This is a genomic window from Curtobacterium sp. 24E2, from assembly GCF_016925595.1.
Taxonomy (GTDB): Bacteria; Actinomycetota; Actinomycetes; order Actinomycetales; family Microbacteriaceae; genus Curtobacterium.
Genome location: NZ_CP068987.1, coordinates 146,684 through 160,219 on the forward strand (window position 1 = coordinate 146,684; position 13,536 = coordinate 160,219).

Here is a 13,536-nt window from a genome sequence, read left to right on the forward strand (position 1 = left end):
TTCGGCATGTTCGAAAAACGTGCCTCCAAGGCGGGAGCGATCCAGATGCCGTCACCGTGGACGTGGGATTCCGGCGGTCTTCGGATCACAGCTTCCGCCGAACCCCGCGGCTTGACCCGTCGCCTCCAGCTCATCGTGACAATGGAGATTGCGAGCGTCGTCGCCGTCTTTCGTGGCGAGGAGCTCTCGAGCCTTGTCAACCGTCGGGTGCAACAGATCGAGTCTGATTCGACTCCGACCGCATTCCTGTTCTTCGGCGGAGAACAGGTGACGGGAGCACCCATCGATGCGGCGCGACAGAACGTGCCGGGCGACGCAATCGCTCTCGTCATCACGCCGAACGTCGAGGCCGTCGCGCACACGCTCGCGGCGGTCGAAGTTGAGCGACTGCATTCTTGGCTACGAAAATGTGCGCGCTGACCCACTGCCCCGCCGACTCCGCAACGGACACCGCTTGTCTGTACCAAGCAGCTCACACAGGATTGGTCAGCGCTGGATCCTCGGTTGCGCAGTTCCCCGGAGCCGTAGGCTCACGCGATCGCCGACCGCTGCGCCACTGATCAGACCGGCAAAGGCGGTGAGAAGCCACAACCATTGAAGACCCGCAATCGGCCGAGCAGCGCCGACGAGGCCGATGAAGACCAAGATCACAACCACCATCAGCACGGCCAGTACCACCGGGCGACGATCGTTCAGCTTCGACCAGAATCCGACGGCGCTCCCGTAGCCGAGAGCAACGGCACCGACAATGATCGCCGCGGGGACGTGGATGTCCTGGGGGCCACTCCGCAAGCGCCACCAGGCGATTACCAGGCAAGCGAGGGCTGCAACAGCATCTACGAACCAAGGTCGCATTCGACGGCTTGATCGACTCGTCATCCGAAAAGACCTCCCACGACCGAACCGCCGACGGCCGATCCCCACAAGGTGCTCGTGTTCTTCTGCAAGATGTTGAACGCGCCGGAGGGGTTCGCGGGTGGAAGTACGGCATCTGCGCAAGAGTATCCACTCCGTGCTGACCCGGGAGGATCCTCCCGCTGACGTACGTGCCCGCCATACCCGTGGCTCCGTTCTGCGCCACAGTGCCGAGATCCACTCCGTCCCCGCTGATCACCTGACTAACTGCCGTCCCAGCCGCCGTTGATGCGCCGCTCAGCACCAGGGACGTCCCCTGAGCGAGCGCTCCGGACGCTGAGTACCCGATTTCCTTCGCGATCGTTCCCCCGGCCGGACCAGCCATTCCTCCGGCAGCACCGGTCACCCCACCGCCGACGACGTCCCCCGCAAACTCCCACCCGTTGCGGATCTGCCAGCCGTTCTTCTGAAGGTTGGTCACACCACCACTCACAGCACCGACCCCTCCGTTGACACCCATGTTGACCGCGACGGCTCGCGCCGCTTGGCCTGCAGGTGCGCCTGCCATGGCAGCCTTGCCGAACATCATTGCTCCGCCACCGGCTGCACCGAGCACGCCGCCCACAGCAGTGTCGACTCCGACTCTGCCCCAATCTACTTTTCCGGTCTGTGCTTTCTGCGACGCCACCGAGACGCCCCCGCTGAGCAACGCCCCAGACGCAGCCATGAGCGCGATTCCAGCAGGGCCGCCGACCCCGGTGAACATGAGCGCGACACCCAGTCCAATCGCAGCACCTGCGGCGACGTACTCCCAGTTGTCGTTCCACCAGCTCCCGGCAGCCGCGATCGCCCCCTGGTTCGCATCCCGGTACGCCTGCAGGTCCTTGTCCGTCGCCGGCCGCAACCCGAGCGGGTCGACGGCCTGCAACGGGTCGTTGCCGGCGTACGAGTAGGGGTTCCCCGACCACGCCGCACCCAGGATCGGCGCGAGCGGGTCGACCGACAGGAAGCCCCGCACCGCCGGGTCGTACACACGGGCGCCGAGCCACTCCAGCCCCGCGACGGACACCCCACCGGAACCGGTCAGTGCCACCCCCGCGGGCAGTCCCACGTCGGTGACGGCAGCGAGCGCCGCCCACGGGTCGGCAGCGTCGGTTGCGCGAGCACTGCGCCACGCGGGCTCGGTGACGGCATCGCCGAACGCGGTGACTCCGCCGGGCAGGTCGAGGAGCGACGTGTCGGCGATCCTGATGAGTGACGGCACGACCGCGGCGGAGTCCCACCACGCCGCGACCCCGGCCACCTCGGCGAGTTCACCCAGGACATCGACCCAGACGTCGAGCCGACCGGTCTCGGCGTACGAGGCGTCGCGGTCGACGACGGCAGCGAGGTACCCCAGGTCCGACCACGCGTACTCGGTGGTGGATCCGTCAGCGGCGGTCCGCCGGATGCGTCGGCCGAGACCGTCGTGGACGTACTCGGTCCGGCCGGCCTCGGTGATCGTCGCGACCAGCTGACCGGCAGCGTCGTACTCGTGGCGTGTCTCGGCCCCGTCGACGGTCTCGGCGACGAGCCGCCCACGGTCGTCATAGGTCCACGTCGAGTCCCCGGCGCGGACGAGCTGCCCGGCGGCGTCGTACTCGTACGACACCATTCCGGACGGTCCGTCGACGGCGGTGATCCGCGCGTCGGCATCGCGCTCGATGCTCGTGGTGGTGACACCGTCGAGCGTCGTCGAGGTGTGCGCGACGAGGGCGCCCCCTCGTACGACCACGACTGCACCAGTTCGCCCGTGGCCGCCTGGACGATCCGACCCGAGGCGTCGTACGAGAACGTGCCGGCAGGGGCGCCGTCCCGTTCCACCCCGACGACGCGGCCGACGGCATCGCGACGGTAGGTGGTGCGGGTGCCGTTCGGGTCGACCCGAGCCGTGCGGTTGCCGTCGGCGTCGTACTCCCACGCGACGGACTGATCGCCTCGGGCACGGCGGACGAGCAGGCCACGGCGGTCGTGCTGGAGCTCGTGCTCGATCGTCCGACCGGCACCACGGGTGTGGTCCGTCACGACGACCGTGCGGTGGACGGCGTCTCGGGAGATCTCCGACTGCACCGCACCGTCGACGAGCACGGCCCGCTGTCGGCCTGCCGCGTCGTGGGTCCACTCCGTTGTGCGGCCGTCGGGATCCGTCTGGCGGATCTGGCGCCCGGCGGGGTCGTAGGCCGCGGTGGTGGTGCGGCCGAGCGGGTCGGTGACGGCGACCACACGGTCGGCGGCGTCGTACTCGCGTCGGGTGGTCCCGCCGGCAGGATCGGTGATCGTCACCAGACGCCCGCGCTCGTCGTACTCGAACGAGGCGACCCCGTCGAGACCGTTGACGGCCTCGATCAGCTGCCCCGCGGGGTCGTAGCGGAACCGACGACGGCCGAAGCGTGCGTCGTGGCTGGAGACGAGCCTCCCGGCCTGGTCGTACCGGAACCGCGCGGTGCCGGAACCTGGAGTCGTCTGCGTGACCACACGTCCGACGGCGTCGTACGTGACCTCCTCGACCTCGCCGGTGGGCAGGGTCCGGGCCACGACGCGGGAGTCCGCGTCGTAGGCGAGCGTCGTCCGCGCCCCGGCGGCGTCGGTCGCCGCGGCGGGTCGACCGCAGGCGTCGTACTCGTAGGTCGAGCGCGCTCCCGAGGGGGCGACCAAGGCGACGACACGGCCGGCGAGGTCGCGCTCGAGTCGGGTCAGGCCGCCTTCGCCGTCGACGAGTTCGACGGGTCGGCCGGCAGCGTCGTAGGTGACGAGTTCGGAACCGGTCTCGTCGGAGGTCGACTCGACCGGTCGGCCGTACTCGTCGAACCGGACGGTCGCGGTGTCGAAGGCGTCACGCAGGGTCGCGACGCCGGTCGCGACGTCGCCCGAGAACTCCTGGCGGACGCCCGTCGGGTCGACGGTCGCCGTCAGCTCGCCGACGACGTCGTACTCACGACGCCAGGTGGCGCCGGCGGGGTCGGTGATGGCCTGGAGGCGCGACAAGGCGTCGTGCGCGAACGTCCAGACCGCGCCGCCCGGCAATGCGAGCTCCGCCAGGTTCCCCTGGTCGTCGAACGTCCGCGAGACACGCCGACCCAGCGGGTCGGTGGTCGTCGCGAGCTCGCCGTTCGGGGCGTAGTCGAACGTGGTGCGTGCTCCGAGCGGGTCCACGACCGCTGCGATGCGTGAGCCGGCGCCGTACTCGAATCGCCAGACGGCTCCGTCGGCGTCACGTCGTTCGACGAGGAGCCCAGTTGCGTCGTAGCGGTACTCGCTCCGTGCGCCGGAGGGGCTGACCGCGGCGACCGGGCGACCGGCCGGATCGCGCTCGATCCGCGCGGTGTCGCCGACGGCGTTCGTGGTCGCGGCGAGCTCGCCGAACGCGTCGTGGGAAAGCGTCAGGACCACGCCCGCCGGGTCGACGACGCGGGTGAGGGCGCCGTCCTGCCAGGTCAGCTCCGTCCGGCCGCCGACCGGGTCGGTGATCACCGACGGGTCGCGGTCGTCGCCCACGTACTCGTACGCGACGACGGCGCCGGCCTCGGTGACGACGGTCGTGACGCGGTCCTGCTCGTCGTACCCGTAGGTCAGGTCACCGCCGGACGGCGTGACGGTGCGGGTCTTCCGGCCGCGGTCGTCGTACGCGTGCACGGTGACGGACCCGTCGCGCTCGGTCGCCGACACGAGGTTGCCGTGCCGGTCATGGCTCATCGACTGGCGGCGGTCATCGGAGTCGATGACCCCGACGAGACGCCCCTTGGCGTCGGCGATGTACGAGTTGGACCGGGAGCCGTCGTGGTCGGACACCACCGTGACACGACCGGGCAGGTACGCGAACCGCACCGTGCGGCCGTGCGGGCTGACCTGCTCGACGACACGACGGTGGTCGTCGTAGGTGTTGTCGACCTCGACGACACCGGCCGCGCTCGTGACCGTCGTGATCAAGTCGTCGTTCCAGCCGTAGATCCGGGTGCCGACGGCATCGGTCGCCGAGACGAGTCGGCCGCGATCGTCGTACCCGTACTCGACCCGGCGGCCGTCGGAGGCGCGGAGCACCGCCACCCGGCCGTCGACGTGGTCGACGTCGATCGAGCGACCGCGCTCGTGCACCAGGCGCACGACGACGTCGGCGGCGTCCCGCTCGACGCGGACCGCGGTGCCGGCCCCACCACGCTGTCCGAGCCACAGCCCGGACGGCGAGAAGTCGATGCGCCCGCCCTGGTTGTCGCGGACGACGAGCCGGTCGCCCTCGGCCGCGAGCCAGCGGTTCTCGCCGACGCCGCGGGCCCACCCCTCGCCGTCGCGCGGGAAGCGCACCTGGCGACCGTCGGCGCCGACGAACGACGCGCCTTCGTCGTCGATGAGCAGCCGGGTCTCGAGGATCGACGCCCACCCCGGACCGAAGAGCCCGACGTGCTGGTCGAGGGAGTTGTACATGCGGGTGACCTGCAGCGCTGCAGATGCACCGGTGAACCCGAGGTCGAGCTCCGGTTCGAGGAAGTTGCCCGTCGTGGTGTTGACCGGGTCCATCGAGTAGCCGGTCGTCGGCTGGGCCCCGTAGGCCGACGGCGCATCGAACTGCAGGTCGGTGCGGGACTGCGAGACCCCAGCGGCAGCCAGGGCCGCGGCGAGCGCGGCATCCGAAACCGTGGAGACGGCGCCTTCACCGCCGGCAGCAGCGAACGCGTCGGCGATGGTGTTCGCCCACGTGACGTCCTGGCCGTTGGCGGTGATCCACTGCTCGAAGGCGTTCACCAGGCTCGTCGCGTCGATGTGCCCCCAGGAGCACTTCGACGCGAAGTCGGTGAGCTTGCCGCGCAGGCCAGCCGGCTTGCCGTCGAGCGACTGGTTCAGTGTCGACGACCCGGTGGCGAACGAGCGGAGGTCGGCGGGCTTCGCGGACGACGTCCCGCCACCGCCCCCACCACCGGAGCCGGGGTTCGGCGTCTGGCGCGGGGTGCTCGGTCCGGTCGCCTGGTCGAACGTCGGTGCGTCCTCGTGGTGGACGGTGGGCGGCACGGGAGCCCCGGCGACCTTGTCGTGCACCCACTCGAAGAAGTTCCGGTCGCCGTACTCCGCTTCCCAGTCGCGGGCTTCCTTGCGACGAGCGTTCTCCCGCTCGGCAGCGGCCTTCATCTTGTCGACCCACCCCGCGACGGTGCGGAGGTTCGCGGCGATCGTCGAACCGTCGGACGCTGCCGTCGACGCGTTCTGCGCGAAGAGCTCGGAGAAGTGCCCGCGGAACTCTTGCGACGCGGTCGTGACGTAGGACTGCCGTGAGCCGGCCTGCCCCTCGATCGACTCGGCCGCGCCGTTCAGCGCCGTGCTGAGTGCGTCGGCCGTGCCGTCGTCGAACTTGACCGGATCGTTGCCGTGCAGGTCAGCCATGGTTCATCCCCCGAAGTCGTACTGGTCGTGCTGGTCACGCGGCCCCACCGACCGCGAACGCCCGGACCGCCGCGAGCGCGACGGTCCGGGCGGAACAAGTGGCTGCTTACGCGCCGCCACCCGCGGTGAAGATGTCCTGCGAGATCTTGTCGAGGCTGCGTGCGGAGCTGCTCGAGCTCGGTCTTCGCCTTGTCGAGGGCGGCCTTGGTCTCCGGCCAGGTCGACCCACGGAACGTCGCCGCGAGCGGGCCGTCCCAGACGTTGGAGTCGGACAGGATCCGGCCCTGGGCGTCGAGCTGCGAGATCTGGTCGGTGAAACCACCGTTGATGATCGACTGGACCTGACGGATGGCGGTCTTGGCCTGCTCGGTCGAAAGGACACGCGACATGATGAACCTCTTTCATTCGTAGCTGCACCCCCGCGCAGTGGAATCCCCCGGAGGCTCTGACGGGACCCACCATACCCACAAACGGGCGCAGATGTCACCGTTCGTATATCGTGACCGTTCCTTCACAAACGGTCCGTTCACCCGCGGTTTCCACAGCGTCCACCGGAGGCCCTCCGACCGAGGGGCCCTGGTGGCAGGATGTGGACATGGACACCGAACCGCAGCTCGACGGCGAATCCGTCGCACCCGACCTCGACGACTTCGACGAGGTCGTCGAGATCGAGCACGAGTCGCTGCCGTCGGACCGCTACTTCGACCGCGAGCTGAGCTGGCTGCGCTTCAACCAGCGCGTGCTCGAGCTGGGCGAGGACCGCACGCAGCCCCTGCTCGAGCGGGCGAACTTCCTGGCGATCTTCGCGTCCAACCTCGACGAGTTCTTCATGGTCCGGGTCGCGGGCCTGAAGCGCCGCATCGACACCGGCATCGCCGTGCCGACGAACGTCGGCCGCGCCCCGAGCGACGTCCTGCGCGACATCGCGAAGAAGGCGCACGAGCTGCAGGACCGGCACGCCCAGGCGTTCATCGGGTCGCTCAAGCCCGACCTCGACGCCGCCGGCATCCACGTCGAGCACTGGTCCGACCTCGACGAAGCCGATCGGCTCCGGATGCGCGAGTACTTCAACGAACAGATCTTCCCGGTGCTCATGCCCCTGGCGGTGGACCCGGCGCACCCGTTCCCCTACATCTCCGGGCTCTCGCTCAACCTGGCGGTCCGGGTCCGCAACCCGAAGTCGCAGCGCCAGGAGTTCGCGCGCCTCAAGGTGCCGCAGAACTTCTCCCGCTTCATCAAGCTGCCGGACGACAACTCCGGCCGGATGCGCTTCATCCCCCTCGAAGACCTCATCGCGAACCACCTCGACGACCTGTTCCCGGGGATGGAGGTGCTCGAGCACCACGTGTTCCGGGTCACCCGCAACGAGGACGTCGAGATCGAGGAAGACGAGGCCGAGAACCTCATCCAAGCCCTCGAGCGCGAACTGCTGCGTCGCCGGTTCGGTCCGCCCATCCGCCTCGAGATCACCGAGGACATGGACCCGGTGACCCTCGACCTGCTCGTGCGCGAACTCGACATCACCGAGCAGGAGGTCTTCCGGCTGCCGTCGCCGCTCGACCTCGGTGGCCTGTTCGAGCTCTCGAAGATCAACCGCCCGGACCTGCACTACCCGAAGCACGTGCCGACGACCCCGGTGCAGTTCCAGCCCGGTGAGCCGAACACGAAGCCCGACCTGTTCCGCGCGATCAAGGCGAACGACGTCCTCGTGCACCACCCGTACGAGTCCTTCGCGACGAGCGTGCAGGCGTTCCTCGAGCAGGCCGCAGCCGATCCGCACGTGCTCGCGATCAAGCAGACGCTGTACCGCACCTCGGGTGACAGCCCCATCGTCGAGGCCCTGATCGACGCGGCCGCCGCGGGCAAGCAGGTCCTGGCGCTCGTCGAGATCAAGGCGCGCTTCGACGAGCAGAACAACATCACGTGGGCCCGCAAGCTCGAGAAGGCCGGCGTGCACGTCGTCTACGGCCTGGTCGGGCTGAAGACGCACTCGAAGCTCGTCCTCGTCATCCGGCAAGAGGGCGGCACGCTCAAGCACTACAGCCACATCGGCACGGGCAACTACAACCCGAAGACCTCGCGGATCTACGAGGACATGGGCCTCTTCACCGCCGACGACACCGTGGGCAAGGACCTGACGCGCCTGTTCAACGAGCTGTCCGGCTACGCGATCGAGAAGAAGTTCAAGCGGCTGCTCGTCGCGCCGCTGCACCTGCGCAAGGGGCTGCTCAAGCGGATCCAGACCGAGTCCGACAACGCCCGTGCCGGCAAGCCGTCCGGCATCCGGATCAAGGTCAACTCGATGGTCGACGAGCAGATCATCGACGCCCTGTACCTGGCCAGCCAGGCGGGCGTGCCGGTGGACATCTGGGTGCGCGGCATCTGCTCGCTCAAGCCGGGGATGGAAGGCGTGAGCGACACCATCCGGGTACGGAGCATCGTCGGGCGGTACCTCGAGCACTCCCGTGCGTTCGCGTTCCACAACGACGGCGACCCGGCGGTCTTCATCGGCAGCGCCGACATGATGCACCGCAACCTCGACCGCCGCGTCGAGGCGCTCGTGCGGCTGACGGCACCGGACCACATCGACGAGGTGCTGGCGATGTTCGACCTGGCGATGGCCGACACCGCGAGCTCGTGGCACCTCGAGTCCGACGGTGAGTGGACCCGCCACTCGACCGACGATGACGGTCGCCCGCTCGAAGACGTGCAGAATGTGACGATGCGGAAGATCTCGGCTCGGAAGCGCTCCACTCGGTGAGCGGCGGTCCCTCGGGCCCCGTCCTCGCTGCCGGCGCAGTCGTCTGGCGCGAACAGGACGGCACGCCCCTCGTGCTGCTCATCCACCGCGACCACCACAAGGACGTCTCACTGCCCAAGGGCAAGGTCGACCCGGGCGAGGCCGTCCCGACGACCGCCGTGCGCGAGATCGACGAGGAGACCGGGTACCGCGTGCACCTCGGTGCACCGCTCGGCACCGCGGAGTACGTGCTGCCGAACGGTCGCGACAAGGTCGTGCACTACTGGGCTGCGCGCGTCTCGTCGAAGGAGTACGCCCGCGCGGGTGACTTCACCCCGAACCACGAGGTCGCCGCCCTCGAGTGGGTCACGATCGACGACGCCCGCAACCGCCTGACGTACGAACGCGACGTGGCGATCCTCGACCGGTTCGCCGAGCGCGCCGCCGCCGGCCACCACCGCACGTTCGCCCTGATCGCGCTGCGGCACGCGAAGACCGTGCCCGGCTCCGACTGGAACGGCCCGGACGCCACCCGTCCACTCCTGCCCGTCGGTCGTTCGCAGGCCAAGGCCGCCGCGTCGCCCGTCGCCGCGTTCGGCCCGAAGAAGATCGTGAGCAGCACGGCGGCCCGGTGCCTCGCCACCGTCGAACCGCTGTCCGCCACCACGAAGCTCGGCGTCTCGAGCACCCCCGACATCAGCCAGGACGCCCACGACCGCGGCGCCGCCGACGTCAAGGGCGTCGTCCGCCGTCGGCTCGACAAGGGCAAGAGCACGGTGCTCTGCTCACACGGCCCGGTGCTCCCCGACATCATCGCCCGGATCGCCACCGCGACCGCCGACGACTCGGGCCGGTTCGACCTGCGCCGCGCCGCGATGCTGTCGGTCGGCGACTTCTCGGTGATGCACATCGCCGGCGAGACGCTCGTCGCCGTCGAGACGCACCGCAACACGATCCCGGCGTAGCGACCGCACGCCCTGCACCCGGCCACGGGCCGGGCGTCCGCCGCGCCCGGAACGCGATCCGCGCCTCCCGGTCGGCACAACCCCTCGTTCACCTTCCGTTCACCAACGCGCGTGATCCCCGTCACCTCGCGTCCCTACAGTCGCTCCCGGGTCGGCACCGGCCCAGGGACCGCAGTGGTCCCACTGCACCCCATCCCCGAAGGGACCCCTGTGAACATCAAGCGAATCGGTTCGATCGCAGCAATCGCGATCGCCGGCGCAGTCGTGCTCTCCTCGTGCGCGGCGAACGAGGACGCGGGCAGCACCGAGTCCTCCTCGAGCAACTCCGGCTCCTCGAGCCTCACCGGCACCCTGACCGGCTCCGGCTCCTCCGCCCAGCAGACCGCGCAGGCCACCTGGGCCGCCGGTTTCCAGGACGTCGCCAAGGGCGTCACGGTGAACTACTCGCCCGACGGCTCGGGCGCCGGCCGCAAGAACTTCATCTCGGGCGCCGCGGACTTCGCCGGCTCCGACGCAGCACTGAACGACGAGGAGCTCTCGGGCTCCTTCGACCTGTGCAAGGCCGACACCAAGGCCATCGACATCCCGGTCTACATCTCCCCGATCGCGATCGCCTACAAGGTTGACGGCGTCAGCGACCTGACCCTCGACGCGAAGACCATCGCGGGCATCTTCTCGGGCAAGATCACCAAGTGGAACGACTCGCAGATCGCCTCGCTGAACAAGGACGCGAAGCTGCCGGACGCGAACATCACGGTCGTGCACCGCTCCGACGACTCGGGCACCACGCAGAACTTCTCGGAGTACGTCTCCGCGAACGCCGGCGACGTCTGGACCGAAGAGCCGAGCCAGACCTTCCCGTACTCGGTCGGCGACAGCGCGAAGGGCACCTCCGGTGTCGCCTCCGCCATGGGCAGCGCCACCAACGCGATCACCTACATCGACGACTCCGGCGCGGGTGACCTCGACAAGGCGAAGCTGATGGTCGGCGACAAGGCCACCGAGATCTCAGCCGACGGCGCCGCACAGGTCGTCGCCGACTCGAAGGTCGCCACCGGCCGCGAGGACAACGACCTCGCGATCGACATCGACCGCAAGGACACCGCTGACGGCGCCTGGCCGCTCGTCCTCGTCTCCTACGCCATCGCGTGCCAGGAGTACAAGGACTCGGACAAGGCCGACCTGGTCAAGGGCTTCCTGAACTACGTCGTCTCCGGCGACGCCCAGGACGCTGCGGCGAAGGAGGCCAAGTCGGCCGCCCTGTCGTCCGACCTGGCCGACAAGGCCGCTGCCGCGGTCGACTCCATCAAGTAAGACCCCCAAGCGCCCGGACGCCGGTCCCACCCACCTGACCGGCGTCCGGGCCCTTGCTCGTCGCGACGTGAGCAGCCCGGCTCCCACCGCCAGCGCCCGTCCGACCGGCACCCCGCTCCACGCTCCACCACCCGAACCCGTCGCCTCCCCGGCGTTCCTCCGACAGGAGTCCCATGACGACCGCACCGGCCCAGCCAGGGGCCACCGTCACCCCGACCAAGCCGAAGGCCGTCGTCCGCGTCGGCGACCGGGTGTTCTCCGCCGCCTCGGTGATCGCCGGCGGCCTCATCCTCTTCGTGCTCGTGCTCGTCGCCGCGTTCCTCGTCTGGCAGAGCATCCCGGCGTTCGCCGCCAAGGTCGGCGACCTGCCGAACAACGCCACGAACTTCTGGGACTACGTCGGCCCCCTGGTCTTCGGCACCGTCTGGTCCGCGCTTATCGCGCTCGTGATCGCGGTCCCGCTCGCGCTCGGGATCGCCCTGTTCATCTCGCACTACGCACCGCGACGCCTCGCGCCGGTGCTCGGCTACGTCATCGACCTGCTCGCCGCGGTCCCGTCGGTCGTCTACGGCCTCTGGGGCATCGTGGTGCTGGCACCGTTCGTGAAGCCGTTCTACGCCTTCCTGAACGAGTACCTCGGCTGGTTCCCGCTCTTCTCCGGCCAGGTGTCCGGCACCGGCCGTACCATCCTGACCGCGTCGATCGTCCTCGCCGTGATGGCGATCCCGATCATGACGGCGGTCATGCGCGAGATCTTCCTGCAGGCGCCCACGCTCAACGAGGAAGCCGCCCTGGCCCTCGGTGCGACGCGCTGGGAGATGATCCGCCTGTCCGTGCTGCCGTTCGCGAAGTCCGGCATCGTCTCCGCGATCATGCTCGGGCTCGGACGTGCCCTGGGCGAGACGATGGCGATCGCCCTGGTGCTGTCGGTCTCGACGAACGTCACCTTCCAGATGCTGACCTCGCAGAACCCCTCGACGATCGCCGCGAACATCGCGCTGCAGTTCGCCGAGGCATCGGGAACCGCCCTGAACGCCCTGATCGCGACGGGCCTGATCCTGTTCGTCATCACCCTGGTCATCAACATGCTCGCGCGGTACATCGTCCGCACGCGGGTCAGCTGAGAGGTCGCACCCGATGTCCCTCGCGCTCCGTCAGACCGGCACCGCCGGCAACGTCTACGCCAACGGCAAGCTGCACCGCTCGGTGCCGTGGCTGCTGCTGGTCGGCAGCTGGGTCGCCCTGGTGGCCGTGTTCGCCCTGCTCAACGCCGGTGGCGCGGTCAAGGACTTCAACGTCGTCGCCGCGCTGTTCCTCGGCACCGTCCTGTTCGACGTCCTGATCGTGGTCGTCTCGCGCATCGTCGAGGGCGGTCGTCAGGCCGTCAACCGACTGATCACGTCGCTCGTCATCACCGCCTTCGTCATCGCGGTCCTGCCGCTGGTGTCGCTGCTCTGGACCGTGATCGCCGACGGCCTGGCCCGCTTCGACGCGAACTTCTTCTCGTACTCGATGCGCGGCGTGATCTCCGAGGGCGGCGGCGCGATCCACGCGCTGGTCGGCACGCTCGAGATCACCCTGTTCGCGGCGCTCATCTCGGTGCCGATCGGTCTGCTCACCTCGATCTACCTGGTCGAGTACGGCCGCGGCGCACTGGCGAAGGGCATCACGTTCTTCGTCGACGTCATGACGGGCATCCCCTCGATCGTCGCCGGTCTGTTCGCCTACTCGCTGTTCGCGCTGTTCCTCGGCCCGGGCGCCCGCTTCGGACTGGTCGGCTCCGTCGCCCTGTCGGTGCTGATGATCCCGATCGTCGTGCGCTCCACCGAAGAGGTGCTGAAGATCGTGCCGATGGAGCTCCGCGAAGCGTCGTACGCCCTCGGGGTGCCGAAGTACCTCACGATCCTCAAGGTCGTCCTGCCCACGTCGCTCGCCGGCATCACCACCGGCGTCATGCTCTCCATCGCCCGCGTCATCGGTGAGACGGCTCCGCTGCTCGTCACCGCCGGCTTCACCGCGAGCATGAACTACGACCTGTTCAAGGACCCGATGATGACCCTGCCGGTGTACGCGTACACGCAGTACTCGCAGCAGGGCGCCAACCCGCAGCCGTTCGTCGACCGTGCCTGGACCGCCGCGCTGGTGCTCATCCTCATCGTGATGGCGCTCAACCTGCTCGCCCGGTTCGTCACCCGACTCTTCGCCCCCAAGCTCTCGCGCTAGCGAACCCACTTCCCCACCCACCAGAAGGAT

Annotated in this window: 9 protein-coding genes; 6 read left to right on the top strand and 3 right to left on the bottom strand. The window is 69.1% G+C overall.

Annotation, left to right across the window (positions count from 1 at the left end):
- Positions 1-6: 6 nt before the first annotated feature.
- On the top strand, positions 7-420 hold the full coding sequence (locus tag JN350_RS00705; protein ID WP_205463236.1) for a hypothetical protein: 414 nt from the start codon (positions 7-9) through the stop codon (positions 418-420).
- A 52-nt stretch (positions 421-472) separates the two neighbouring features.
- Here the strand turns inward: JN350_RS00705 and JN350_RS20410 are convergent, their stop codons facing one another.
- From JN350_RS20410 to JN350_RS18765, 3 genes are read right to left on the bottom strand one after another with little or no spacing between them, the layout of a single operon-like run.
- The gene (locus tag JN350_RS20410; protein WP_461963405.1) at positions 473-1,966 is read right to left on the bottom strand and encodes an RHS repeat-associated core domain-containing protein; all 1,494 of its coding nucleotides are present in this window, start codon (positions 1,964-1,966) and stop codon (positions 473-475) included.
- Positions 1,939-6,264, bottom strand: coding sequence for a DUF6531 domain-containing protein (locus JN350_RS18760; RefSeq protein WP_240347457.1), 4,326 nt, complete (start codon positions 6,262-6,264; stop codon positions 1,939-1,941). The genes JN350_RS20410 and JN350_RS18760 overlap by 28 nt, the downstream gene beginning before the upstream one ends.
- Positions 6,192-6,653: a hypothetical protein gene (locus JN350_RS18765; protein WP_240347458.1), complete on the bottom strand. Its 462-nt coding sequence runs from the start codon at positions 6,651-6,653 to the stop codon at positions 6,192-6,194. The genes JN350_RS18760 and JN350_RS18765 overlap by 73 nt, the downstream gene beginning before the upstream one ends.
- A gap of 206 nt (positions 6,654-6,859) precedes the next feature.
- On the opposite strand from JN350_RS18765, the gene JN350_RS00740 reads away from it, so the two are divergent.
- From JN350_RS00740 to pstA, 5 genes are all read left to right on the top strand, one after another.
- Positions 6,860-9,025 (top strand): RNA degradosome polyphosphate kinase, encoded by a 2,166-nt coding sequence (locus JN350_RS00740; RefSeq protein ID WP_205463238.1) that lies wholly within the window; start codon positions 6,860-6,862, stop codon positions 9,023-9,025.
- Positions 9,022-9,969, top strand: a complete 948-nt coding sequence (locus JN350_RS00745; protein ID WP_205463239.1) for an NUDIX hydrolase — start codon at positions 9,022-9,024, stop codon at positions 9,967-9,969. Before JN350_RS00740 ends, JN350_RS00745 begins: the two co-directional genes overlap by 4 nt.
- 210 nt (positions 9,970-10,179) lie before the next feature.
- On the top strand, positions 10,180-11,283 hold the full coding sequence (locus JN350_RS00750) for a phosphate ABC transporter substrate-binding protein PstS (protein WP_205463240.1): 1,104 nt from the start codon (positions 10,180-10,182) through the stop codon (positions 11,281-11,283).
- Positions 11,284-11,456: 173 nt separating this feature from the next.
- Positions 11,457-12,407 (top strand): phosphate ABC transporter permease subunit PstC, encoded by a 951-nt coding sequence (gene pstC, locus JN350_RS00755; protein WP_205463241.1) that lies wholly within the window; start codon positions 11,457-11,459, stop codon positions 12,405-12,407.
- A 13-nt stretch (positions 12,408-12,420) separates the two neighbouring features.
- Positions 12,421-13,506: a phosphate ABC transporter permease PstA gene (gene pstA, locus JN350_RS00760; protein WP_205463242.1), complete on the top strand. Its 1,086-nt coding sequence runs from the start codon at positions 12,421-12,423 to the stop codon at positions 13,504-13,506.
- The last annotated feature ends 30 nt before the right edge of the window (positions 13,507-13,536 follow it).